This window comes from Burkholderia lata (assembly GCF_000012945.1).
Classification (GTDB): Bacteria; Pseudomonadota; Gammaproteobacteria; order Burkholderiales; family Burkholderiaceae; genus Burkholderia; species Burkholderia lata.
The window spans coordinates 2220387-2241446 of record NC_007510.1 but is presented as its reverse complement, the minus strand read 5'-3'; the positions used below and the strand labels follow the sequence as shown (position 1 = coordinate 2241446).

The window sequence follows — 21060 nt, the reverse complement described above, 5'->3', positions numbered from 1 at the left end:
CGGCTGCGACTCGCGAGCCGGCGCGCGAACGGGTTGTCAGTGCATCACGCTTCCGTCGGCCAGGCGTACGGCAGCGTATCGAACGCGAGCACCGGGCCGTCGGCCGAACCGAGGTGCACCGTGCCGTTGTCGAGCGCGGCGAGCTTGATCTCGACGAGCGCGTCGACACCGCCCGCGGGCGCGGCCGCGGCGTTGACGATCATCCCGCACGGCTGGCCGGGATCGTCGCTGTGGAACAGCTCGACGCCGGCATGCACGGTATCGGTCTCGCCGGCGACGTGCGCGAGCGCGGTGCGGCGCTTGATCGTGCCGCGGTACTGGCTGCGCGCGACGATTTCCTGGCCCGGGTAGCACCCCTTGCGAAAGTTAACGGCGCCGATCACGTCGAAGTTGACCATCTGCGGCACGAACTGTTCGACGGCAGGCTGCGTGATGCGCGGTTCGCCCGCGCGGATGTCGAGCCAGTCCCAGACGGCCGGCGACACGACCGGCAGCGAACTGCCGAGTGCGGCGAGGCGTGCATCGACTTCCGCACGCGGGCCGATCCACAGGTAGCGCTTGCGGCCGGCTGCATCGGGCACGCGGATCAGCGTGCCGGCGGGGCCGTCGACCTTCACGTGCACGCCGTCCGGCAGCGCATCGAAGATGCCCGACAGCACGTCGCGCACGTCGCCCGCGAAGCCGACCACCGCGAGCGTGTCGCTCGCATCCGTCAGCTTCGCTTTGGCACGCAGCACGAACATCGACAGCCGCTTCTGCACGGCGGGCTGAACGTCCTTCGACACCAGCAGGCGCACGCCGTGGCCGGCGCGCCACGTGAGGAACGAGCCGAGGAGGCGCCCCTTCGGCGAGCAATAGCCGGACAGCCGCGCACTCGCGGCGTCGAGATGTTCGATGTCGTTGGTGAGCTGGCTGTGCAGGAACGTCGCGGCATCATCGCCGGCCACGTCGATCACGCCGAACTGCGGCAACGGCATGCAGGCGCCCGGCGCATCGAAATCGGCGGCGGACGGGCGGGGGAAAACGGGGAGCGAGGCGGGTGCGGCCTGGACTGCCGGTGAAGCGAACGGTGTGCTCATGGAATGAGGGAACAGTCAACCCTGACTTTGACGGAGGCGAGCAAGTATTATATGGGTCTTACCTGAGTCACGTTTCCATGTCCCTACTGAAGAAATGCGCCGCGACGATCGTGGCGCTGGCCGTCGTTGTGGCCGCTGCCGGCGCGGGCGGCGGATATTACTGGGCAACCCGGCCACTGCTGCTGGGTTCGGCATCGCTCGACGTCACGATCAAGCCGCGCAGCAGCGTGAAGAGCGTTGCGCTCCAGTTGAAGCGCGGCGGCGTGCCGGTCGAGCCGCTCGGCTTTGTCGCGATGACGCGCGTGCTCGGGCTGTCGAGCCGGCTCAAGTCCGGCAACTACGAATTCAAGACCGGCATCACGCCATACGAGGTCCTGCAGAAGATCGCGCGCGGCGACGTGAACGAGTACGTCGCGACGGTCATCGAAGGCTGGACCTTCAAGCGGATGCGCGCGGAACTCGACTCGAACCCCGATCTTGCGCACGCGACGGCCGGCATGAGCGACGCCGAGCTGCTGCGCGCGATCGGCGCGTCGGACAACGCGGTGCAGCGCGGCAGCGGCGAGGGGCTGTTCTTTCCCGATACCTATCTGTTCGACAAGGGTACGAGCGACCTGAACATCTACCGGCGCGCGTACCATCTGATGCAGACGCGTCTCGACGAGGCCTGGGCCGCGCGCGTGCCGGGCTTGCCGTACAAGACACCTTACGAAGCGCTGACGATCGCGTCGATCGTCGAGAAGGAAACGGGCCACGCGGCCGATCGCGCGTTCGTTGCGGCCGTGTTCGCGAACCGGCTGCGCATCGGCATGCCGCTGCAGACCGATCCGTCGGTGATCTACGGGCTCGGCGATGCGTACGACGGCCGGCTGCGCAAGCGCGACCTGCAAGCGGACACTCCTTACAATACCTACACCCGACGCGGGCTGCCGCCGACGCCGATCGCGTTGCCGGGCGTGGCCGCGCTGCAGGCGGCGATCAATCCGGCACAGACGAGCGCGCTCTATTTCGTCGCGAAAGGCGATGGCACGAGCGTGTTCTCGGACACGCTCGGCGACCACAACAAGGCCGTGGACAAGTACATACGAGGTCAATAATGGCGAGCGGTAAATTCATCACGTTCGAAGGCATCGACGGGGCGGGGAAGACCACCCACCTGCAATGGTTCTGCGAACGCCTCCAGGGCAAGCTGGCCGCGGCCGGCCGGCAGGTCGTCGTCACCCGCGAGCCGGGCGGCACGCAGCTCGGCGAGAAACTGCGCGAGATCCTGCTGAACCAGCCGATGGATCTCGAGACGGAAGCGCTGCTGATGTTCGCCGCGCGCCGCGAGCATCTCGCGCTCGTGATCGAGCCGGCGCTCGCGCGCGGCGACTGGGTCGTGTCCGATCGCTTCACCGACGCGACGTTCGCGTACCAGGGCGGCGGCCGCGGGCTGCCGCGCGACAAGCTCGAGACGCTCGAGCGCTGGGTGCAGGGCGGCTTCCAGCCCGACCTGACGGTGCTGTTCGACGTCGCGCCGCAAGTCGCGAGCGAGCGTCGCGGCGCCGCGCGCATGCCCGACAAGTTCGAAAGCGAATCCGACGCGTTCTTCTCGCGCACGCGCAGCGAATACCTGCGGCGCGCGGAAGAGGCGCCGCACCGCTTCGCGATCGTCGATGCGACGCAGACGATTCCCGAGATTCGCCATCAGCTCGAACGCGTGCTCGCCGCGCTGTAATTCGCAAGGAACGCACCACATGATCTATCCGTGGCAGACCGACGACTGGAACCGCCTGCAGCAACTGCGTGCGCAATGGCCGCACGCGCTGTTGCTGCACGGTCAGGCCGGGATCGGCAAGCTGCAGTTCGCACAGCATCTCGCGCAGGGCTTCCTGTGCGAATCGCCGCAGCCGAACGGCGAGCCGTGCGGCACCTGCGCGGCCTGCACCTGGTTCTCGCAGGGCAACCATCCGGACTACCGGATCGTGCTGCCGGAAGCGCTGGCGGGCGAGGCGCCGGGCGCCGCGGACGACGCGAAGGCGGCCGATGCGGACGAAGGCGGCAAGAAGACGCGGGCGCCGAGCAAGGAGATCAAGATCGAGCAGGTGCGCGCACTACTCGACTTCTGCGGGGTCGGCTCGCATCGCGGCGGCGCGCGCGTCGTCGTGCTGTATCCGGCCGAGGCACTCAACGTCGCCGCGTCGAACGCGCTGCTGAAAACGCTGGAGGAGCCGCCGTCCGGCGTCGTGTTCCTGCTCGTGTCGGCGCGCATCGACCGCCTGCTGCCGACCATCATCAGCCGCTGCCGGCAGTGGCCGATGACCGTGCCGGCGCCCGACGCGGCCGCGGCCTGGCTCGCCGCACAGGGCGTCGATCATGCGCCTGCACTGCTCGCCGAGGTCGGTGGTGCGCCGCTCGCTGCGCTGGCGCTCGCGAGCGACGAGAACCGCCCGCTGCGCGACTACACGCTCGGGCAGCTCGCGGCCGGTGCGGCCTGCGACCCGTTCGCGTGCGGCGAGACGCTGCAGAAGCTGCCGGTGCCGCTGGTGCTCGGCTGGCTGCAGCGCTGGCTGTACGACCTGCTTGCCCAGCGGATGGCGGGCGCGCCGCGCTACTTCCCGGCGCACGCGGCGGCGCTCGCGCGCTGTGCGGAAGCGGTCGACGCGAACGCGTTCGCCCGCTTCATGAAGGCCGTGACGCGGCAGCGGACGGTCGAGAACCATCCGCTCAACGCGCGGCTCGTATTCGAGGAATTGTTTCTCGGATACCGGGAAATGTTCGCGTGATCCGGCATTGTTTCGTGTGGGTTGCGAAACGATGACCGGCGCACGCCGCGACGCGACCGTGGCCGTCCGGCCCGCGAACGCCGCCCGTTGCCGCATGCCGGCGCGCGCATGAGCACCCGCCTTACGTATTCAGGAAACACGATGTTCGTCGACTCTCACTGCCATATCAATTTCAAGGGCCTGGCCGACCGCCTGCCGGCCGTTCTCGAGAACATGCGCGAGCACGACGTCACGCACGCGCTGTGCGTGTCGGTCGATTTCGAGACGCTGCCGGAGGTTCTTGCGATCGCGGACGCGCATGACAACGTCTATGCGTCGGTCGGCGTGCATCCCGATCACGAGGACATGCACGAGCCGACGCTCGCGGAGCTCGTCGAGCTGGCCGCGCACCCGAAGGTCGTCGCGATCGGCGAAACGGGCCTCGACTACTACCGTCTCGAAGGCCGCTCGATCGACGACATGGAATGGCAGCGCGAACGCTTTCGCACGCATATCCGCGCGGCGACCGCGACGATGAAGCCGCTGATCATCCACACGCGCTCGTCGTCGGAAGACACGCTGCGGATCATGGCCGAGGAGCGTGCGGACGTACCGGGCGGCGTGATGCACTGCTTCACCGAGCCGTGGTCGGTGGCCGAGCAGGCGCTAGCGCAGAACTTCCATATCTCGCTGTCGGGCATCGTCACGTTCAAGAGTGCGACCGACGTGCAGGACGTCGCGCGGCGCGTGCCGCTCGACCGGCTGCTGATCGAGACCGACTCGCCGTACCTCGCGCCGGTGCCGTATCGCGGCAAGCCGAATGAACCTGCGTACGTCAGCCATGTCGGACGCTTTATCGCATCCGAGCGCGGGATTGCCGTCGAGGCGCTCGCCGATGCGACGACACAGAACTTTTTCCGGCTGTTCAAGATCGCCCGCTAACGACGTGCGCGCAGCCGACAACCCAGGGAAGGAGCCCACAACAATGACGAAGCCGACCAATCATCTGCCGAAACGTGCACTCGTTGCTGCCGCGCTCGTCGCGAGCGGCCTGTTCGCGGCAGCCGGCGCGCATGCCGAATCGCTCGATGCGATCGTCAAGGCCGTCAAGTTCGACGACATCGCCGACATCGGCAAGCAGCTCAAGAGCGGCAAGCTCGACCCGAACACGATCGCGCCGAACGGCGACCCGCTGATCGTGATCGCCGCGCGCGAGAAGTCCGACAAGGTTGCGGCGGCGCTCGCCACGACGCCGAACGTCGACCTCGAGAAGGAGGACAAGGCCGGCGAAACCGCGCTGATGCTCGCGTCGCTGAACGGCGACGTCGGCCTCGCGAAACTGCTGATCGACAAGGGCGCGGAAGTCAGCAAGAAGGGCTGGGCGCCGCTGCACTACGCGGCGACCAACGGCCAGGACGCCGTGGTGAAGCTGCTGCTCGACCACGACGCGTACATCGATACCGCATCGCCGAACGGCACGACGCCGCTGATGATGGCCGCACGCGGCAACCATCCGTCGACGGTCACGCTGCTGCTCGACCAGGGCGCCGATCCGCAGGTGAAGAACCAGCTCGGCATCACCGCGCTCGAATTCGCGAAGCACTACAACGCGCCGGACGCGATCGAGATCCTGAGCAAGCGGACGACGCGCATCGGGGCATCGACGCCGGCAGATGCGCAAAAGAGTGCAAAATGACGGTTTTCGGTGCGGCAGACGATGCCCGCCCGGCCGGATTCCGGCCGGAGCAGGGCGTCCGGGCGCCGCGCCGGCCAAGGCAGCAGGCGGCCTCGGGCCGCATTGACATAAGGAACACCATGTTGCGCGCAATGTTTTGTGCCGCGGCGTTTGCCGTGCCGTTGTCGGCGGCGGCTTTCACGGGCGCTGATCTCGACCGGCTGTGCGCGAAGACGGACGTCAAGTCGCGGGCGTCGTGCGCGGCCTACATCGAAGGCGCCGCCGACGGCGTCTACAACACCATCGATGCGATCGGCGGGACGACGGGGCCGCGGGTCGGCCAGTATTTCTGCCTGCCGCCCGACATCCGGGCGCAGCAGATGACCGACGCGGTGCGCAAGTACATCGCGGAAAATCCGAAGCTGGCCGACTACAACGCGAGCACCGCGGTGTCGCTCGGTCTCGGCAAGGCGTTCCCCTGCAGGAGCGGCAACTGACCTGACGCCGTGTCCGGGCCCGCGCGTGGCCCGGATGTCGCCGACGCATCCAGGACGAGGCGTGCGCGCCTCATCACCCACGGGCGCCGATGATTTCAATCGAGGAACTACAGCGCATCACCGATGCGCCGCTGCATTCGTGGCTCGGCACGCTGGCCGTGTCCGTCATTGTCTTGCTGGTCGTCACGGTCGTGCACCGTCTCGGCGCACGCATCGTCAAGCGCATCGCGCAGCCGTATCCGTTGATGAGCGCGATCCTGCGCTACATCGACCGACCGTCGCTCGTCGTGCTCGCGCTGCTGGCGCTTGAATTCCTGTGGGTCCAGGCGGACGACGGCATGTCGTTCGTGCGCGGCATGCGCACGGCGGCGGCGGTCGGCTCCATCATTTCCCTCACGTGGCTGCTGGTGCGGCTCGCGGCCGGCGTCGGCGACGCCATCATCCAGGCCCATCCGATCGATACGGCCGACAACCTCCAGGCCCGGCGGATCCATACGCAGGCCAGGGTGCTCGTGCGGACCGTGATGGTGCTGATCGTGATCATCGGCACCGGCGCGGCGCTGATGACGTTCCCGAACGTGCGCCAGGTCGGCGCGAGCCTGCTGGCTTCGGCCGGCGTCGCGGGCCTGGTCGCCGGGATCGCTGCGCGGCCGGTGCTCGGTAACCTGATCGCCGGGCTGCAGATCGCGCTCACGCAGCCGATCCGGCTCGACGACGTGGTCGTGATCCAGGGCGAGTGGGGGCGCATCGAGGAAATCACCGGGTCGTTCGTGTCGGTGCGGCTGTGGGACCAGCGGCGCCTCGTCGTGCCGCTGCAGTGGATCATCGAGAACCCGTTCACGAACTGGACGCGCAGCAGCTCGGAAATCATCGGCACGGTCTATCTGTCGGTCGATTACCGCACGCCGCTCGCGCCGCTGCGCGAGGAGCTCGCGAGGCTCGTTCATGCGGCACCCGAGTGGGACGGCCGCGTGCAGGTACTGCAGGTGACCGACGCGACGGAACGCACGATGCAGTTGCGCGCGCTCGTCAGCGCGGCCGATTCGTCGTCGTGCTGGGACCTGCGCTGTCGCGTGCGCGAAGGGCTGATCGCCTACCTGCAGGACCGCTATCCGCAATGCCTGCCGCGCAGCCGGATGGAACTGTATCCGCACGATTCCGCGCCGGATGCACCGAATCCCGAACGGCCGCACGCGCGGTCGCTTGCCGCCAGTACGGCGGCCAATACCGCGGCCGACCCGCAAACTGCCGAAGGCCGCTGACAGCGGCCCGCATGCCTCCTCCATCGTCATGACCGCGCTGAACACGCTCGCCATCGCCAATTACCGCTCGCTGCGCGAGCTGATCGTGCCGCTCGCGGCGCTCAACGTCGTCACGGGGCCGAACGGCAGCGGCAAGTCGAGCGTATACCGCGCACTGCGGCTGCTCGCCGACACCGCGCAGGGGCGCGTGATCCCGTCGCTCGCCCGCGAAGGCGGGTTGCCGTCGACGCTGTGGGCCGGCCCCGAGCGTTTCTCGCGGGCGATGCTGGACGGCGACACGCCGGTGACCGGCACGGTGCGCAAGGGGCCGGTCAGCCTGAAGCTCGGCTTCGCCTGCGACGATTTCGGCTATGCGATCGATCTCGGCATGCCGATTCCGAGCAGCTCGCAGTTCTCGCTCGATCCGGTGGTCAAGCGCGAATGCATCTGGGGCGGTGCGATGTTGCGCCCGTCGACGCTGCTGGTCGACCGGCAGGGCGCGCAGATCCGCGCGCGCACCGCATCGGGCGACTGGCAGACGATTCCGCAGCCGGTGGCCAGCTTCGACAGCATGATGACCGAGTTCGCCGATCCGACCGGCGCGCCCGAGATGATCGCGGTGCGCGAACGGATCCGCTCGTGGCGCTTCTACGACCATTTCCGGACCGATGCGCAGGCGCCGGCGCGGCAGTCGCACATCGGCACCCATACGCCGGTGCTCGCGGACGACGGCGCCGACCTGGCCGCCGCGTTGCAGACGATCCGCGAAATCGGCGACGGCGCCGCACTCGATGCGGCGCTCGACGACGCGTTTCCCGGCGCGTCGGTCGAAATCGACAATCCGGGCGGCCGTGGCCGCTTCGACGTGCTGATGCGCCAGCCGGGGCTGCTGCGGCCGCTCGCGGCGGCCGAACTGTCGGACGGCACGCTGCGTTACCTGCTGCTCGCGGCCGCGCTGCTGACGCCGCGGCCACCGGCGCTGATGGTGCTGAACGAACCGGAGACGAGCCTGCACCCCGATCTGCTGCCGGCGCTCGGCCGCCTGATCGCGCAGGCGGCGCAGCGTTCCCAGGTGCTCGTCGTGTCGCACGCGGCGCGGCTGATCGCGACGCTCGAGCGCGAGGCCGGCTGCGAATCGCTGGTGCTCGACAAACAGCTCGGCGCGACGGGGCTCGTCGATGCCGATACGCGCGACCTGCCCGCATGGAAGTGGCCGTCGCGCTGACGGGCGCGGCGGCCTGCACTCTGGCGTGATCGTCAACATGGGGCCGGATCGGCCCGACAGGCGGAATGTATCCTGCCTGTAACAACACCCATAAAATGAAAGACGGGCGGCTCCGGGCAGCGGGATCGCGAATAATGAAGGGATATCCGGCCGGCGCCCCGAACCGGCCAGCGCTGCATGGGGGCGAGCAGGGCGCGACAGCCCGAAGGCCCGCCGGCCGTGCCGCAACGGACAGGACACAGGAGACGTGGACCATGAGAATTGCCCAGATCGCGCCGCTGACGGAATCGGTACCGCCGAAGCTGTACGGCGGCACGGAGCGCGTCGTGTCCTACATCACCGAGGCGCTCGTCGAGCTCGGCCATGATGTGACGCTGTTCGCCAGCGGCGATTCGACGACGCGGGCGAAGCTCGAGCCGGTCTGGCCGCGCGCGCTGCGGCTCGACTCGTCGATCCGCGACCGGGTCGCGCCGCACATGCTGCTGATGGAGACGGTCGCGCGCCGCGCGAAGGACTTCGACGTGCTCCATTTCCACATGGACTACTACTCGTTCTCGGTCTTCAACCGGCAGGAAACGCCTTACGTGACGACGCTGCACGGCCGGCTCGACCTGCCCGAGCAGCAGCCGGTGTTCGACACGTTCAACACGGCGCCGGTGATCTCGATTTCGAACTCGCAGCGCCAGCCGCTGCCGCAGGCGAAATGGCTGACGACCGTCTACCACGGGCTGCCCGATACGCTGTACATGCCGCAGCCGGTCGAGCCGCGCTACCTCGCGTTCCTCGGCCGCATCTCGCCGGAGAAGCGCGTCGACACGGCGATCCGCATTGCCCGCCAGTGCGGGCTGCCGATCAAGATCGCCGCGAAGATCGACGCGGCCGACCAGGAATACTTCGAGCGCGAGATCAAGCCGCTCTTCGCGTTGCCGCACGTCGAATTCATCGGCGAGATCGCGGATCACCAGAAGGCCGAATTCCTGTCGGGCGCGCATGCACTGCTGTTTCCGATCGACTGGCCGGAACCGTTCGGCCTCGTGATGATCGAGGCGATGTCGTGCGGCACGCCGGTGATCGCGTTCAATCGCGGCGCGGTGCCCGAAGTGGTGGACGAGGGCGTGTCGGGTTTCATCGTCGAGGATGAAATCAGTGCGGTGGCCGCCGTGAACCGGCTGCACCTGTTGCCGCGCGCGCGCGTGCGGCAGCGCTTCGAGGAACGTTTCACGTCGCGCCGTATGGCGCAGCAGTATGTCGACGTCTACCAGTCGGTGATCCGTGCGCAGAAACGCTCGCGTTTCAAGGTGATCGACTCGACGACCTGATGCGCGAGGCGCAGGACGCGCGCGGATAAAAAAACGGCGATGCCCGCAAGGACATCGCCGTTTGTGCATGGTCCGCGCGCCGTGCGCACGGGCGGTGCACGAGCGTCAGATCTTCAGCTTCGAGACCTTCGTGCCGTTGATCGACACGTCGCCCATCAGGCCGGCGTTCGTCAGCACGACGACCTGGACCGGTGCGGTGGCCGTGGTCGTGTCGACCGCGCCGTTCGCGCCCATCTTCACGAGCGCGACCGACGCGCCGGCGCCGGCAGCCCAGCCGTCCGAGCCGCGGAATTCGTCGAGCGCTTCCTGCGTCATGAACAGGAACACGATCGCCTTCGACTGCGCACCTGCCTGCAGGCCGACCGACAGCGACGACGTGTTGTAGTAGCCGACCGTGCTGCCGCCGACGCGCAGTGCGCCGTTGCCGGACTGGCCGCCGACGATGAAGCCGGCCTGGATGACGTCCGGGAAGACCAGCACGCCGCGCGACTTCGCGACGAGTTCACGCGAACCCTTGACCGTGGAGTACATGCGCGACAGCGTGGCGTCGACGCTCGAGTCGATTGCCTGGCGCTTCGACGCGTTCGTTGCGGCGTTGTCCGGCTTGTCCGGGGTGGTGGTGCAACCGGTGAGCGCGAGGCTACCGACGATGAGCGCAGCGGCGGCTTTCAGCACAAGATTCCGTTTTTGCATCGTTCTTCTCCATCGGATGATGTTCGGAGTGAGTCTCGCTCAGGGAGCGGATCACGTCGGCAGTTATATCACAGCGGATTACGGCCTCTTTTCGTTGCGGCGTGAAAAAGCGTCAAATCGCTCGGGGATGTCGCGGCGCGCCAACGGACGCACCGGCGCCCGCGCGTCGACGTCGCGTCGGCATGCGGGAAACACGGTGGTCGATCGGACGGCGGCGCCTGCCGCGCGCATCAGTGCGTGACGGGCGGAACAGGCGGCTTGATCGGGGGGCGGCGCAGCGCGCGACGGATCAGCGCGATCACGACCCCGCAGGCGAACAGGAACGCGGCCGGCACGACCCAGTAGCCGACGAACGCGTGCCAGAGGTAGCTCGCGAGCGTGCTGCGGCGCACCACGTATTCGTCGCGGGCTGCCTGCTGGCGCGGCGCATTGGCGGCGAGCACGTCGGCCGGGCAGCCGGCCGCGCGCGCCTCGTCAGGATCCCCGTGGCACTTCGCGGCGGTGCCGGCTGCCTGCTGCGCGTCGGTGAGCTGCCAGGTGGTCAGCGCGAGCTGCAGGTCCGCCTTGTTGTACGCCATTTCCTCGCGGATCTCGCGCACGGCGACGATCGCAACGGGCACGGCCCAGAATACGATCACGATCAGCCAGCGGCGGAACCAGCGGTGTTGTCTCCATGCCATCCATGCCTCCGTTTGACGCGCGTGCGCGTCTGTCTCGAGGGCGGCCCGATGGCGCTTCTTGTACTTGGATGGGCCGCGTTGCAGCCATCATAGAAGAAAACGCGGCGAATTGCCGCACCATGTGGCGGCGCCGGTACGGCAAGGCGGGAAAGCGGGGCGGGAGGCGTGGCTAAAGCGCGGCAGAAGCGCGGGGGGGCGGGGCGCGTCGATGCGCATGCAACGAAAACAAAAATGCCGCGCCCGCCGAAGCGGTGCGCGGCATTCGATACGGGAGCGCCGGAACTCAGGCGGCCGGCGCGTTGCTCAGGCAGCTCTTCATGAACGCCTTGCGATCGTCGCCTTTCTTGCCGGTGGCCTGCGTGTTGCACGCCTTCATCTTTTCCTGCTGCGACATGGCCTTCGCGGGCTTTGCCGACAGGCAGTCCTTCATGAACGCCTTGCGTTCGTCGCCCGTCTTGCCGGATGCCTGGGTGTTACAGGCCTTCATCTTGTCCTGCTGGCTGTTCGCCGCGAACGCGGGGGAAGCCAGCATGCCGCCGAGAAGCACTGCGGCTACGAGCGATTGGATTTTCATTTCGACACTCCCATGGGGTGAATTGCGTGTTATCGACGCCGTCACGAAGCACCGCGCGATGAGGATAGGGCCGCATCGCACAGCGCGTTCCGATTATGGCAAATCAATGTGAAAACACCAAAACGGCACTTTCTATAACGTTGCGGACACCACGGCCGTTGACGGCACGTGCGGCCGAACGATCGGGACAAACCATGATGTGCGGCGGCCAGCCCCGATCGCCGCGCCGGAACCTGCCGGATCCCGGCCGCAAGCCTTTACAATCGCGGCCATGAATACTCCGAATTCCGCATCTCCTTCGTCCGCGGCGGCCCTGCCGCGCATCGCCGTGCTCGCTACCGGCGGCACGATCGCCGGCGCCGCACCCGACGCGGCCAGCACGGCCGGCTACCAGGCCGGTGCGCTCGGCGTCAATTTCCTGGTCGACGCGGTGCCGGCGCTCGCGTCCGTCGCGCGCATCGACGCCGAGCAGATCGCCAGCATCGACAGCAAGGATCTCGCGCTGCCGCTGTGGAATGCGCTCGCCGCGCGGATCGACGCGCTGATGGCCGATCCTGCGGTCGACGGCATCGTGATCACCCACGGCACCGACACGCTCGAGGAAACCGCGTATGCGCTGCATCTGGTCGTTAATGGCGACAAGCCGGTCGTGCTGACGGCCGCGATGCGCCCGGCGACCGCGCTGTCGTCCGACGGCCCGCTGAACCTGCTGAACGCGGTGACGGTGGCTGCGCATCCGTCCGCGCGCGGGCAGGGCGTGCTGGTCGCGTTCAACAACCGGATCCACGGCGCGCGCGACGTCGTGAAGACGAGCACCTACGCGGTCGATGCATTCCAGTCGCCGGAGCTCGGCGCGCTCGGCTGGGTGCAGGACGGCCGGGTCGAATTCGCACGCCGCGTGACGCGTTCGCGCGACACGCAACTGGCGATCGCCGCCGTGTGGCCGCCCGTCGAAGTCGTCGCGAGCTACGCGGGCGTGACGCGTACGGCCGTCGATGCGCTCGTTGCAGCCGGCGTGCGCGGTCTCGTCGTCGCGGGCACCGGCAACGGCTCGATCCATGCGACGCTGCAGGCGGCGCTGGCCGATGCGGTAAACGCAGGCGTTGCGGTGGTTCGCGCGTCGCGCGTCGGGTCGGGGCACGTGATGCGCAACGGCGCCGCGAGCGACGATGCGCTCGGCTTCGTGAGCGCGGGGTCGCTGAACCCGTACAAGGCGCGCGTGCTGCTGATGCTCGCGCTCGCGAACGGCATCGACGGTCGCGACGCGCTGCAACGCATGTTCGATACGCTGTAACCGGCTGACCGATACGTGCGGCGCGGGCCGCGCGCGTCACCATGAAAAAAAGGCAGGCCATCGGCCTGCCTTTTTTGCGTCCGTCAGTCCGGCAACAATGCTCAGGACTGCGGCGGAATCACGAGCTTCTGGCCCGGGTAGATCCGGTCCGGGCTCGACAGCATCGGCTTGTTCGCCTCGAAGATCACCGGGTACTTGTTCGCGTCGCCATAGACTTCCTTGGCGATGGCCGACAGCGTGTCGCCCGACTTCACGTCGTGGTACTGCACTTCCGGATCGTCCGGCTGCAGATCGTCGTCGTTGACGCCCGCGACACCTTGCACGTTGCCGGCCGCGACCTTGACCTTGGCCTTCGTGTCGAGGTCGGCGACGCTGCCCGACAGCGTCACGGTGCGCGATGCGCCGTCGAACGCGACGGTCAGGTTCGACGTATCGAGACCCTGCGTGTTGATGTAGTTCTTGATCGCATCGGCCGCGGTCTGGTTTGCGGCATTCGGATCTTCCGCTGCTTGCGCATCGGCATGACCCAGCAGTTTTTCACCCGCCTCTTTGATAAACGAAAGAAGACCCATCGTTGCACTCCTTAGGTGGTTGAAAAGAAAACGCGCCGTGAAGTGGCGAAAAAAACACCGCGCTGGGCGCGGTCACCGGAGGTGAGCGCAAGCGCGGCGGTTTTCTCGAAAGGCGTGGCGAAAGTGTAGGCGTTCATGACGACGATTGCATGAAAAATCGCACGCTTGAACGTAAAGAAATGTAATACGCGAAATCCGACAGGCGGACACCCGACGACGACGTCTGACCGACCAAGGCTTCCCCGGCGTCGCCGGGTGCCGCTGCGGACCCCACCACGCCGCTCTCAGCCCAGAGCGGCGTTTTTCGCCCCGTCCCGCATGCCGTTCGGCAGTACAGGGCGGGGCGCCCCACCGTGATGCGCGAGTGCGTGGTGCATCGCGCATCGATGCGACCGGCCGTGCCGGTCACGTGTGTCTGTCGTGCGCGTCCGCCATCGCAGCGGAAACGCGCATCGTTGCAGCCGTGTTACGCGGCCGGCGTCTGGCCGATCTCGAAGTTCGACATGATCTCGAGCGCGCGCACGAGTGCCGAGTGGTCCCATGCCTTGCCGCCGTGCGATGCACACACGCTGAACAGCTGCTGTGCGCTGGCCGTGTGCGGCAGTGCGAGGCCGAGCTTGCGTGCGCCGTCGAGCGCGAGGTTCAGGTCCTTCTGGTGCAGCTCGATGCGGAAGCCCGGATCGAACGTGCGCTTCGTCATCCGCGCGCCGTGCACTTCCAGGATGCGCGATGCGGCGAAGCCGCCCATCAGCGCCTGGCGCACACGCTCCGGATCGGCGCCCGAACGCGCGGCGAACAGCAGCGCTTCGCCGACCGCTTCGATGTTCAGCGCGACGATGATCTGGTTCGCGACCTTGCAGGTCTGGCCCGCGCCGTTGTCGCCGACGAGCGTGATGTTCTTGCCCATCTTCTCGAACAGCGGCTTGGCGCGCTCGAATGCCGCTTCCGGGCCGCCGACCATGATCGTCAGCGACGCTTCGCGTGCGCCGACTTCGCCGCCGGACACCGGTGCGTCGAGGTAGTCGCAGCCGAGGGCGTTGATCTGTTTCGCGAATTCCTGCGTGTCGAGCGGCGAGATCGAGCTCATGTCGATCACGAGCTTGCCGGCCGTCAGGCCCTTCGCGACGCCGTCGTCGGCGAACAGCACGTTACGCACGTCCGGCGTATCCGGCACCATCACGACGATGATGTCCGCGTTCTGCGCGACTTCGGTCGAGTTCGCGACGACCTTTGCGCTCGTGCGCAGGTCGTCGGGGATCGGGAACGCGCCGTTCACGACGAGCTGGTGGTCGCCCTTGAGCAGGTTGCGCGCCATGTGCGCGCCCATGATGCCGAGGCCGATGAAACCGATGGTTGCCATGTAAATGTCTCCTATAGGGCTGAAAACGGGAAGGGCGTGACTCAGGCGGCGCGACGCGCCGAGCCCGGTGCGCAGCCGGCGACGCTTTGCAGCCAGCCGAGGCCTTCCGTCGTGGTGGTGCGGGGCTTGTACTCGCAGCCGACGTAACCGGCATAGCCGAGCCGGTCGAGCAGCGCGAACAGGAACGCGTAGTTGATCTCGCCCGTGCCCGGCTCGTTACGGCCCGGGTTGTCCGCGAGCTGGACGTGGCCGATCGATGCGAGGTTGCGTTCGATCGTCGCGGCCAGTTCGCCTTCCATGCGCTGCATGTGATAGATGTCGTACTGCAGGAACAGGTTGTCCGAGCCGACCGCGCGGATCACGTCGAGCCCTTCCGACGAGCGGTTCAGCGCGAAGCCCGGGATGTCGAAGCAGTTGCACGGCTCGACGAGCAGGCGGATGCCTTCGCGCTTGAGCGCGTCGGCGGCAAAGCGCAGGTTGTCGACGATCGTGACGAAGGTCTTGTCGCGCGCCGTGCTCGCCGACGGGATGCCGACGAGGCAGTTCAGCTGCGGCACCTTCAGCGCCTTCGCGTACTCGATCGCACGGCCGACACCTTCCTGGAATTCGCCGACGCGATCGGGCAGGCACGCGATGCCGCGCTCGCCCTGGTCCCAGTTGCCGGCGGGCAGGTTGTGCAGCACGAGGCGCAGGCGATGCGTCTCGAGCCGCTCGGCGAGTTCCTCTTTCGCGTACGGATACGGGAACAGGAACTCGACGGCGTCGAAGCCCGCGTCGGCGGCCGCCTTGAAGCGGTCGAGGAACGGCACTTCGTTGAACAGCATGGTCAGGTTTGCAGCAAACTTCGGCATGAGCTAAGCCTCTTCGGTCGGTCAGTCAAAAATGTCGTGCGGTTCAGTCGAGCATCGAGATTGCGGTCGGTGCGTGCTCGGCCTTTTCGGCGAGATCCTCGAATTCGTTGATCGCGTCGATTTCGGTGCCCATCGAGATGTTCGTCACGCGCTCGAGGATCACTTCCACGACCACCGGCACGCTGAACTCTTCCGCGAGCGTTTGCGCCTGACGCAGCGCCGGCTCGATCTCTTCCGGCTTGAACACGCGCAGCGCCTTGCAGCCGAGGCCTTCCGCGACGGCCACGTGGTCGACGCCATAGCCGTTCAGTTCCGGTGCGTTCACGTTGTCGAACGCGAGCTGCACGCAGTAGTCCATGTCGAACGCACGCTGCGCCTGGCGGATCAGCCCGAGGTACGAGTTGTTCACGACGACGTGCACGTACGGCAGCTTGAATTGCGCGCCGGCTGCCAGTTCCTCGATCATGAACTGGAAGTCGTAGTCGCCGGACAGCGCGACGATCGGGCGGCTCGGGTCCGCTGCACGCACGCCGAGCGCGGCGGGAATCGTCCAGCCGAGCGGGCCGGCCTGGCCGCAGTTGATCCAGTTACGCGCCTTGAACACGTGCAGGAACTGCGCGGCGGCGATCTGCGACAAGCCGATCGTGCTGACGTAGCACGTATCGCGGCCGAACACCTTGTTCATCTCTTCGTACACGCGCTGCGGCTTGACCGGCACGTTGTCGAAGTGCGTCTTGCGTTGCAGCGTGCGCTTGCGTTCCTGGCAGTCGGCGACCCATGCGCTGCGGTCCTTCAGCTTGCCGGCGGCCTTCCATTCCTGTGCGACGGCGACGAACAGCTCGAGCGCGGCCTTCGCGTCCGACACGATGCCGAGATCCGGGCCGAACACGCGGCCGATCTGCGTCGGCTCGATGTCGACGTGCACGAACTTGCGGCCCTTCGTGTAGACCTCGACGCTGCCCGTGTGGCGGTTCGCCCAGCGGTTGCCGATGCCGAGCACGAAGTCGGACGCGAGCATCGTGGCGTTGCCGTAGCGGTGCGACGTCTGCAGGCCGACCATGCCGGCCATCAGCGGGTGGTCGTCCGGAATCGCGCCCCACGACATCAGCGTCGGGATCACCGGCACGCCGATCGTTTCGGCGAACTGGACGAGCAGGTCTTCGGCCGCTGCGTTGAGCACGCCGCCGCCCGACACGATCAGCGGCTTGTCCGCGTCGTTGAGCATCGTGAGCGCCTTCTCGATCTGCGCGCGGGTGGCCGCGGGCTTGTAGACCGGCAGCGGTTCATACGTGTCGATGTCGAATTCGATTTCGGCGAGCTGCACGTCGATCGGCAGGTCGACCAGCACCGGGCCCGGACGGCCCGAGCGCATCAGGTGGAATGCCTGCTGGAACACGCGCGGCACGAGTGCCGGCTCACGCACGGTGACGGCCCACTTCGTGACGGGCTTCGCGATCGATTCGATGTCGACGGCCTGGAAGTCTTCCTTGTACAGGCGGGCACGCGGTGCCTGGCCCGTGATCGCGAGGATCGGAATCGAGTCGGCCGATGCGGAGTAGAGGCCTGTGATCATGTCGGTGCCGGCGGGGCCCGACGTGCCGATGCACACGCCGATGTTGCCCGGGGCGGCACGCGTGAAGCCTTCGGCCATGTGCGACGCGCCTTCGACGTGGCGTGCCAGCACGTGGCTGATGCCACCCGACTTGCGCATGGCGGAGTAGAACGGGTTGATCGCTGCGCCCGGCACGCCGAACGCGGTCTGGATGCCTTCTTTCTCGAGCACGAGCACAGCTGCGTCGACGGCTCTCATCTTGGCCATGAATGTCTCCTTGAATGGGGTGGATCTTGCAAATGGGTCTGTTGAGGACACTTTAGGGATGCAGGAAAGGTTTGATAAGATCAGCCGGAGTCGCTTTTTTCGAAACTAAAAGTATGGAATGACGGCCGGGCGGGGCTTTCCGCCGGTGCCGGAACAGAGACGGAGACAGGAGATGGATCGCTTCAAGCAGATCGAGACGTTCGTGCGGGTGGCCGATGCCGGCAGCCTCGCGGCGGCGGCGCTCGAGGAGGGCGTGTCGCCGGTGGTGCTCGGGCGGCGCATCGACGCGCTCGAAAAGCGTCTTGGCGTGAAGCTGATGTACCGCTCGACGCGGCGGCTGGTGGTCAGCGAGGAGGGCGCCGCGTTCCTCGAGCGCTGCCGCGGCCTCCTGTCCGAATGGGACCAGGCCGAGAACGAGCTGGCCGCCGGGCGGCGGGCGGTCAGCGGGCACCTGATCGTGTCCGCACCGGCTGCGTTCGGGCGCAAGCACGTCGCGCCGCACGCCCCCGGCTTTCTGGTCGACAAGCCCGAGATGCAGCTGTCGTTCAACCTGACCGACCGCGTCGTCGATCTCGTGCGCGAGGGCTACGACCTGTCGATCCGGATCGGCGGGGCCGTCGATCCGAACTTCGTCGCGGTGAAGCTCGCGTCGAACCGGCGAGTCGTATGCGGCACGCCCGAGTATTTCCGCCGGCACGGCCGGCCGAAGTCGCTCGACGATCTGCTCAAGCACAACTGCCTGGCGTTCAACCTGCAGGGCGGGCAGAACCGCGGCTGGTATTTCCAGCGCCACGGCAAGATCGCGACGATGCGCGTGGCCGGCAATCTCGACTGCAACGACGGCGAGCTGCTGCACCGCTGGGTCGCCGAGGGTCTCGGGCTCGGCTGGCGCTCGACGTGGGAAATCGCCGCGCAGCTCGAGACGGGCGCGCTCGAGACCGTGCTCGACGAGTATGCGCTGCCCGACTACGACATCCTCGCGGTCTACCCGCAGCAGCGCTACGTGCCGGCGCGCGTGCGCTACTTCATCGACTACCTGCGCGCCGCTTACGCGAGCCCCGGCTACTGGAGCACCACGCCGTAACCGGCGCGGACGGCCCGGCCACCGGGCTGTTCGACGATTTATTTACGCTTCGGGCGCGCGGCGCGGGAATAAACTCGACGCAACGACGGTAAGGTCATCGAGCGCGCACGTTGCCGGTCTGTCCGGGCACCGTGCCCGGAACGGGCGCGGCTTCGGCCGCCGGGACCAGGGAGGCCATGTGGGGCAAGCCGGACAGGCAGTCGATGAGCGGTCGGCGGACGACGCGGTTGCGCGCGGCGAGCGGTTTCGCGTGCTCGTGCTGCCGCATCTCGACGCCGCGTACAACCTCGCGCGCTGGCTGAGCGGCAGCGCCGGCGATGCGGACGACGTCGTCCAGGACGCGTGCATGCGCGCGCTGCGCTTCGTCGATTCGTGTCGCGGCGACAACGCGCGGCCGTGGCTGCTGACGATCGTGCGCCACACCTGGTACACCGAGTGGAGGCGCCGCACGCATGCGCACGAGGTTGCGCTGCCCGACACGCTCGACGACACCGACGTGCCCGACGACTGGCAACCGGCGACCGACGATCCGCTCGCGCACCTGCTGCGCGGCGAGAACGTGCGGCTCGTGAATGAAGCGCTCGCGAAGCTGCCGCCCGAATACCGCGAGGTGCTCGTGCTGCGCGAGATGGAGGACCTGAGTTACCGCGAGATTGCGGCGATCGCGGACGTGCCGGTCGGCACGGTGATGTCGCGGCTCGCACGCGGCCGGCGCAAGCTTGCCGCGCTGCTGGGTGGCCCGCCGGCACCGGCGGCCGAAGGCAGGCCGGGCCGTACGCCGGCTGGCGGAACCGCATCGGAGGCTATCGATGGACTGTAACGAAGCGCGAGCGTTGCTGGACGCGGACGTCGACCGCGAGCTGTCGGCGCCCGATGCGTTGCGGGTCCAGCAGCATGTCGAAGGGTGCGAAGCGTGCCGCCGTGAACGCGCGCGGATCGTCACGCTGGTGCAGGCCGTGCGTCAGGCCGACTATCACCGTGCGCCGGATGCGTTGCGGGCCCGCATTCTCGCGAGCCTGCCGGCCGCGGCCGATGCGCCCGTGCGCGAACCCGCGCGGGCGGAGCCGCAGCCCGAACCGCGGTCACAGCCGCAGGCGCAGCCGCGTCCGCGTGGTCGCCGCTGGTTCTCGTGGCTGACCGATCAAGGCGGGTCGGCACGCCCGGCGTCGGCCGGCACGGGGCCGCGGGTCGCCGCGCTGCCGGGACTCGGCTGGGGCGTCGCGCTGCTGGTGGCGGTTGCCGCGGCGGGCGGGATGGCATTGTCGGCGCGTCACGCCGACACCGACCGCACGGTCGACGAACTCGTGTCGAGCCATGTGCGGGCCGACCTGTCGGCGCGCGACATCGACGTGATCTCGACCGATCGGCACACGGTCAAGCCGTGGTTCAACGGCCGGATCGACTATGCGCCGCCGGTCGAGGATCTTGCGACGGACGGCTTCGCGCTGGTCGGCGGCCGGCTCGACTACGTCGGGCGGCGTCGCGTCGCGGTGCTCGTCTACCGTTACCGGCAGCACGTGATCGACGTCTACGTGCGGCCGGCCGGGGAAGGGCCGGGGGCGCCGTACTCGACCGTGTCGCAGGGTTATGCGCTCGACCGCTGGGACGCGGCCGGGATGACGTGGTGGGCCGTGACCGATGCCGAGCCGTCGGCGCTCGCGGCGTTCAGGACCGCGCTCGATGCGCGGCTCGGCGTCACGCGCACCGAGTGACGGCATGGCGGCGCGGGCTGCGGGCCCGCCGCGCATCTCTGTTCCGACCCTGACCGGGAAAACGGGCCGAAAGGTGGCCCGCTTGCCGGGCGCCCCCTTCAAGTCTTTGAAAACACGGCCGAATCCGCACGCGAATCGTCGATTGGTCTTGCATGCGCCCCGTATCCGGGTTAGAATCTTCGGCTTCTCACTTGCCACACCGGTTCAGACGCCCGGGTGGCTTTAATCCACAAGGAGTGTGTAATGCGTCATTACGAAATCGTATTCATCGTGCACCCCGATCAAAGCGAGCAAGTGCCCGCGATGATCGAGCGTTACAAGACCACGATCACGTCGCACGGCGGTCAGATCCACCGTGTCGAAGACTGGGGCCGTCGCCAACTGGCCTACATGATCGAGAAACTCGCGAAGGCTCACTACGTCTGCATGAACATCGAGTGCGACCAGACGACGCTCGACGAACTCGAACACGCGTTCAAGTTCAACGACGCCGTGCTGCGTCACCTCATCGTCAAGATGAAGAAGGCCGAAACCGGCCCGTCGCCGATGATGAAGGAAGTTCAGCGCGAAGAAGCCAAGAAGGCGGCTGCAGCTCAGCCGACCGAAGCGCAGGCTTAAGTTCGTCATTCATTAAGCCATCA

Annotated in this window: 23 protein-coding genes; 14 read left to right on the top strand and 9 right to left on the bottom strand. The window is 67.5% G+C overall.

The window, feature by feature from the left end; translation table 11 throughout:
- Positions 1 to 44: 44 nt before the first annotated feature.
- Positions 45 to 1079 carry a YgfZ/GcvT domain-containing protein gene (locus tag BCEP18194_RS16030; protein WP_011352334.1) on the bottom strand — a complete coding sequence of 345 codons (1035 nt, stop codon included), beginning with the start codon at positions 1077 to 1079 and terminating at the stop codon, positions 45 to 47.
- Between the two features lie 77 nt (positions 1080 to 1156).
- Here BCEP18194_RS16030 and mltG point away from each other — a divergent pair, with 77 nt between their 5' ends.
- The 9 genes from mltG (at position 1157) to BCEP18194_RS15985 (ending at position 9780) form a co-directional block, all read left to right on the top strand.
- On the top strand, positions 1157 to 2176 hold the full coding sequence (gene mltG / locus BCEP18194_RS16025; protein WP_011352333.1) for an endolytic transglycosylase MltG: 1020 nt from the start codon (positions 1157 to 1159) through the stop codon (positions 2174 to 2176).
- Positions 2176 to 2796, top strand: coding sequence for a dTMP kinase (gene tmk, locus BCEP18194_RS16020; protein ID WP_011352332.1), 621 nt, complete (start codon positions 2176 to 2178; stop codon positions 2794 to 2796). Before mltG ends, tmk begins: the two co-directional genes overlap by 1 nt.
- A 19-nt stretch (positions 2797 to 2815) precedes the next feature.
- Complete coding sequence (locus BCEP18194_RS16015; RefSeq protein WP_011352331.1) at positions 2816 to 3844, top strand: DNA polymerase III subunit delta'; 1029 nt, start codon at positions 2816 to 2818, stop codon at positions 3842 to 3844.
- A 141-nt stretch (positions 3845 to 3985) separates the two neighbouring features.
- Positions 3986 to 4765 (top strand): TatD family hydrolase, encoded by a 780-nt coding sequence (locus BCEP18194_RS16010; RefSeq protein ID WP_011352330.1) that lies wholly within the window; start codon positions 3986 to 3988, stop codon positions 4763 to 4765.
- Between the two features lie 43 nt (positions 4766 to 4808).
- A complete protein-coding gene (locus BCEP18194_RS16005; protein WP_011352329.1) occupies positions 4809 to 5519 on the top strand; it encodes an ankyrin repeat domain-containing protein in 711 nt (236 codons plus the stop codon).
- Between the two features lie 119 nt (positions 5520 to 5638).
- Entirely contained in the window at positions 5639 to 5995 is a 357-nt protein-coding gene (locus BCEP18194_RS16000; RefSeq protein ID WP_006485939.1) for a Rap1a/Tai family immunity protein, read from the top strand.
- Between the two features lie 89 nt (positions 5996 to 6084).
- On the top strand, positions 6085 to 7257 hold the full coding sequence (locus BCEP18194_RS15995) for a mechanosensitive ion channel family protein (protein ID WP_011352328.1): 1173 nt from the start codon (positions 6085 to 6087) through the stop codon (positions 7255 to 7257).
- 28 nt (positions 7258 to 7285) lie between these two features.
- The gene (locus BCEP18194_RS15990) at positions 7286 to 8461 is read left to right on the top strand and encodes an AAA family ATPase (protein WP_011352327.1); all 1176 of its coding nucleotides are present in this window, start codon (positions 7286 to 7288) and stop codon (positions 8459 to 8461) included.
- Between the two features lie 254 nt (positions 8462 to 8715).
- Entirely contained in the window at positions 8716 to 9780 is a 1065-nt protein-coding gene (locus BCEP18194_RS15985; protein ID WP_041492866.1) for a glycosyltransferase family 4 protein, read from the top strand.
- A 105-nt stretch (positions 9781 to 9885) separates the two neighbouring features.
- Here BCEP18194_RS15985 and BCEP18194_RS15980 read toward each other — a convergent pair whose 3' ends face one another.
- From BCEP18194_RS15980 to BCEP18194_RS15970, 3 genes are all read right to left on the bottom strand, one after another.
- Positions 9886 to 10473, bottom strand: coding sequence for a BPSL1445 family SYLF domain-containing lipoprotein (locus BCEP18194_RS15980; RefSeq protein WP_011352325.1), 588 nt, complete (start codon positions 10471 to 10473; stop codon positions 9886 to 9888).
- A 230-nt stretch (positions 10474 to 10703) separates the two neighbouring features.
- Entirely contained in the window at positions 10704 to 11153 is a 450-nt protein-coding gene (locus BCEP18194_RS15975) for a membrane protein (protein WP_011352324.1), read from the bottom strand.
- A gap of 283 nt (positions 11154 to 11436) precedes the next feature.
- Positions 11437 to 11727 (bottom strand): PsiF family protein, encoded by a 291-nt coding sequence (locus BCEP18194_RS15970; protein WP_011352323.1) that lies wholly within the window; start codon positions 11725 to 11727, stop codon positions 11437 to 11439.
- A 271-nt stretch (positions 11728 to 11998) separates the two neighbouring features.
- Here BCEP18194_RS15970 and BCEP18194_RS15965 point away from each other — a divergent pair, with 271 nt between their 5' ends.
- Positions 11999 to 13021 (top strand): asparaginase, encoded by a 1023-nt coding sequence (locus BCEP18194_RS15965; RefSeq protein WP_011352322.1) that lies wholly within the window; start codon positions 11999 to 12001, stop codon positions 13019 to 13021.
- 101 nt (positions 13022 to 13122) lie between these two features.
- Here BCEP18194_RS15965 and lysM read toward each other — a convergent pair whose 3' ends face one another.
- The 5 genes from lysM to gcl form a co-directional block, all read right to left on the bottom strand.
- Positions 13123 to 13593, bottom strand: coding sequence for a peptidoglycan-binding protein LysM (gene lysM, locus BCEP18194_RS15960; protein ID WP_011352321.1), 471 nt, complete (start codon positions 13591 to 13593; stop codon positions 13123 to 13125).
- Between the two features lie 11 nt (positions 13594 to 13604).
- Positions 13605 to 13730, bottom strand: a complete 126-nt coding sequence (locus BCEP18194_RS42255) for a hypothetical protein (protein WP_277399336.1) — start codon at positions 13728 to 13730, stop codon at positions 13605 to 13607.
- A 329-nt stretch (positions 13731 to 14059) separates the two neighbouring features.
- The gene (locus BCEP18194_RS15955; protein WP_011352320.1) at positions 14060 to 14953 is read right to left on the bottom strand and encodes a 2-hydroxy-3-oxopropionate reductase; all 894 of its coding nucleotides are present in this window, start codon (positions 14951 to 14953) and stop codon (positions 14060 to 14062) included.
- Between the two features lie 41 nt (positions 14954 to 14994).
- Positions 14995 to 15804 carry a hydroxypyruvate isomerase gene (gene hyi / locus BCEP18194_RS15950; RefSeq protein WP_011352319.1) on the bottom strand — a complete coding sequence of 270 codons (810 nt, stop codon included), beginning with the start codon at positions 15802 to 15804 and terminating at the stop codon, positions 14995 to 14997.
- A gap of 43 nt (positions 15805 to 15847) precedes the next feature.
- Positions 15848 to 17623: a glyoxylate carboligase gene (gene gcl, locus BCEP18194_RS15945; protein WP_011352318.1), complete on the bottom strand. Its 1776-nt coding sequence runs from the start codon at positions 17621 to 17623 to the stop codon at positions 15848 to 15850.
- A 172-nt stretch (positions 17624 to 17795) separates the two neighbouring features.
- On the opposite strand from gcl, the gene BCEP18194_RS15940 reads away from it, so the two are divergent.
- The 4 genes from BCEP18194_RS15940 to rpsF all read left to right on the top strand — a co-directional run bounded on the left by BCEP18194_RS15940 (position 17796) and on the right by rpsF (position 21037).
- Positions 17796 to 18707 (top strand): LysR family transcriptional regulator, encoded by a 912-nt coding sequence (locus tag BCEP18194_RS15940; RefSeq protein WP_011352317.1) that lies wholly within the window; start codon positions 17796 to 17798, stop codon positions 18705 to 18707.
- Positions 18708 to 18885: 178 nt separating this feature from the next.
- Complete coding sequence (locus tag BCEP18194_RS15935; RefSeq protein ID WP_011352316.1) at positions 18886 to 19527, top strand: RNA polymerase sigma factor; 642 nt, start codon at positions 18886 to 18888, stop codon at positions 19525 to 19527.
- A complete protein-coding gene (locus BCEP18194_RS15930) occupies positions 19517 to 20419 on the top strand; it encodes an anti-sigma factor family protein (RefSeq protein ID WP_011352315.1) in 903 nt (300 codons plus the stop codon). The genes BCEP18194_RS15935 and BCEP18194_RS15930 overlap by 11 nt, the downstream gene beginning before the upstream one ends.
- Before the next feature lie 243 nt (positions 20420 to 20662).
- Positions 20663 to 21037, top strand: coding sequence for a 30S ribosomal protein S6 (rpsF, locus tag BCEP18194_RS15925; RefSeq protein WP_006402295.1), 375 nt, complete (start codon positions 20663 to 20665; stop codon positions 21035 to 21037).
- The last annotated feature ends 23 nt before the right edge of the window (positions 21038 to 21060 follow it).

What these genes read in the sequence shown, in the direction of transcription:
- tmk (WP_011352332.1), top strand. Translation starts at nt 2,176, where the DNA reads ATGGCGAGCGGTAAATTCATCACGTTCGAAGGCATCGACGGGGCGGGG.
- BCEP18194_RS42255 (WP_277399336.1), bottom strand. Translation starts at nt 13,730, where the DNA reads ATGAACGCCTACACTTTCGCCACGCCTTTCGAGAAAACCGCCGCGCTT.
- BCEP18194_RS15975 (WP_011352324.1), bottom strand. Translation starts at nt 11,153, where the DNA reads ATGGCATGGAGACAACACCGCTGGTTCCGCCGCTGGCTGATCGTGATC.
- rpsF (WP_006402295.1), top strand. Translation starts at nt 20,663, where the DNA reads ATGCGTCATTACGAAATCGTATTCATCGTGCACCCCGATCAAAGCGAG.
- BCEP18194_RS15985 (WP_041492866.1), top strand. Translation starts at nt 8,716, where the DNA reads ATGAGAATTGCCCAGATCGCGCCGCTGACGGAATCGGTACCGCCGAAG.
- BCEP18194_RS16015 (WP_011352331.1), top strand. Translation starts at nt 2,816, where the DNA reads ATGATCTATCCGTGGCAGACCGACGACTGGAACCGCCTGCAGCAACTG.
- lysM (WP_011352321.1), bottom strand. Translation starts at nt 13,593, where the DNA reads ATGGGTCTTCTTTCGTTTATCAAAGAGGCGGGTGAAAAACTGCTGGGT.
- BCEP18194_RS16000 (WP_006485939.1), top strand. Translation starts at nt 5,639, where the DNA reads ATGTTGCGCGCAATGTTTTGTGCCGCGGCGTTTGCCGTGCCGTTGTCG.
- BCEP18194_RS16030 (WP_011352334.1), bottom strand. Translation starts at nt 1,079, where the DNA reads ATGAGCACACCGTTCGCTTCACCGGCAGTCCAGGCCGCACCCGCCTCG.
- BCEP18194_RS15990 (WP_011352327.1), top strand. Translation starts at nt 7,286, where the DNA reads ATGACCGCGCTGAACACGCTCGCCATCGCCAATTACCGCTCGCTGCGC.
- BCEP18194_RS15970 (WP_011352323.1), bottom strand. Translation starts at nt 11,727, where the DNA reads ATGAAAATCCAATCGCTCGTAGCCGCAGTGCTTCTCGGCGGCATGCTG.
- BCEP18194_RS15930 (WP_011352315.1), top strand. Translation starts at nt 19,517, where the DNA reads ATGGACTGTAACGAAGCGCGAGCGTTGCTGGACGCGGACGTCGACCGC.
- BCEP18194_RS15965 (WP_011352322.1), top strand. Translation starts at nt 11,999, where the DNA reads ATGAATACTCCGAATTCCGCATCTCCTTCGTCCGCGGCGGCCCTGCCG.
- BCEP18194_RS15940 (WP_011352317.1), top strand. Translation starts at nt 17,796, where the DNA reads ATGGATCGCTTCAAGCAGATCGAGACGTTCGTGCGGGTGGCCGATGCC.
- BCEP18194_RS15980 (WP_011352325.1), bottom strand. Translation starts at nt 10,473, where the DNA reads ATGCAAAAACGGAATCTTGTGCTGAAAGCCGCCGCTGCGCTCATCGTC.
- BCEP18194_RS16010 (WP_011352330.1), top strand. Translation starts at nt 3,986, where the DNA reads ATGTTCGTCGACTCTCACTGCCATATCAATTTCAAGGGCCTGGCCGAC.
- BCEP18194_RS16005 (WP_011352329.1), top strand. Translation starts at nt 4,809, where the DNA reads ATGACGAAGCCGACCAATCATCTGCCGAAACGTGCACTCGTTGCTGCC.
- gcl (WP_011352318.1), bottom strand. Translation starts at nt 17,623, where the DNA reads ATGGCCAAGATGAGAGCCGTCGACGCAGCTGTGCTCGTGCTCGAGAAA.
- BCEP18194_RS15995 (WP_011352328.1), top strand. Translation starts at nt 6,085, where the DNA reads ATGATTTCAATCGAGGAACTACAGCGCATCACCGATGCGCCGCTGCAT.
- mltG (WP_011352333.1), top strand. Translation starts at nt 1,157, where the DNA reads ATGTCCCTACTGAAGAAATGCGCCGCGACGATCGTGGCGCTGGCCGTC.
- hyi (WP_011352319.1), bottom strand. Translation starts at nt 15,804, where the DNA reads ATGCCGAAGTTTGCTGCAAACCTGACCATGCTGTTCAACGAAGTGCCG.
- BCEP18194_RS15955 (WP_011352320.1), bottom strand. Translation starts at nt 14,953, where the DNA reads ATGGCAACCATCGGTTTCATCGGCCTCGGCATCATGGGCGCGCACATG.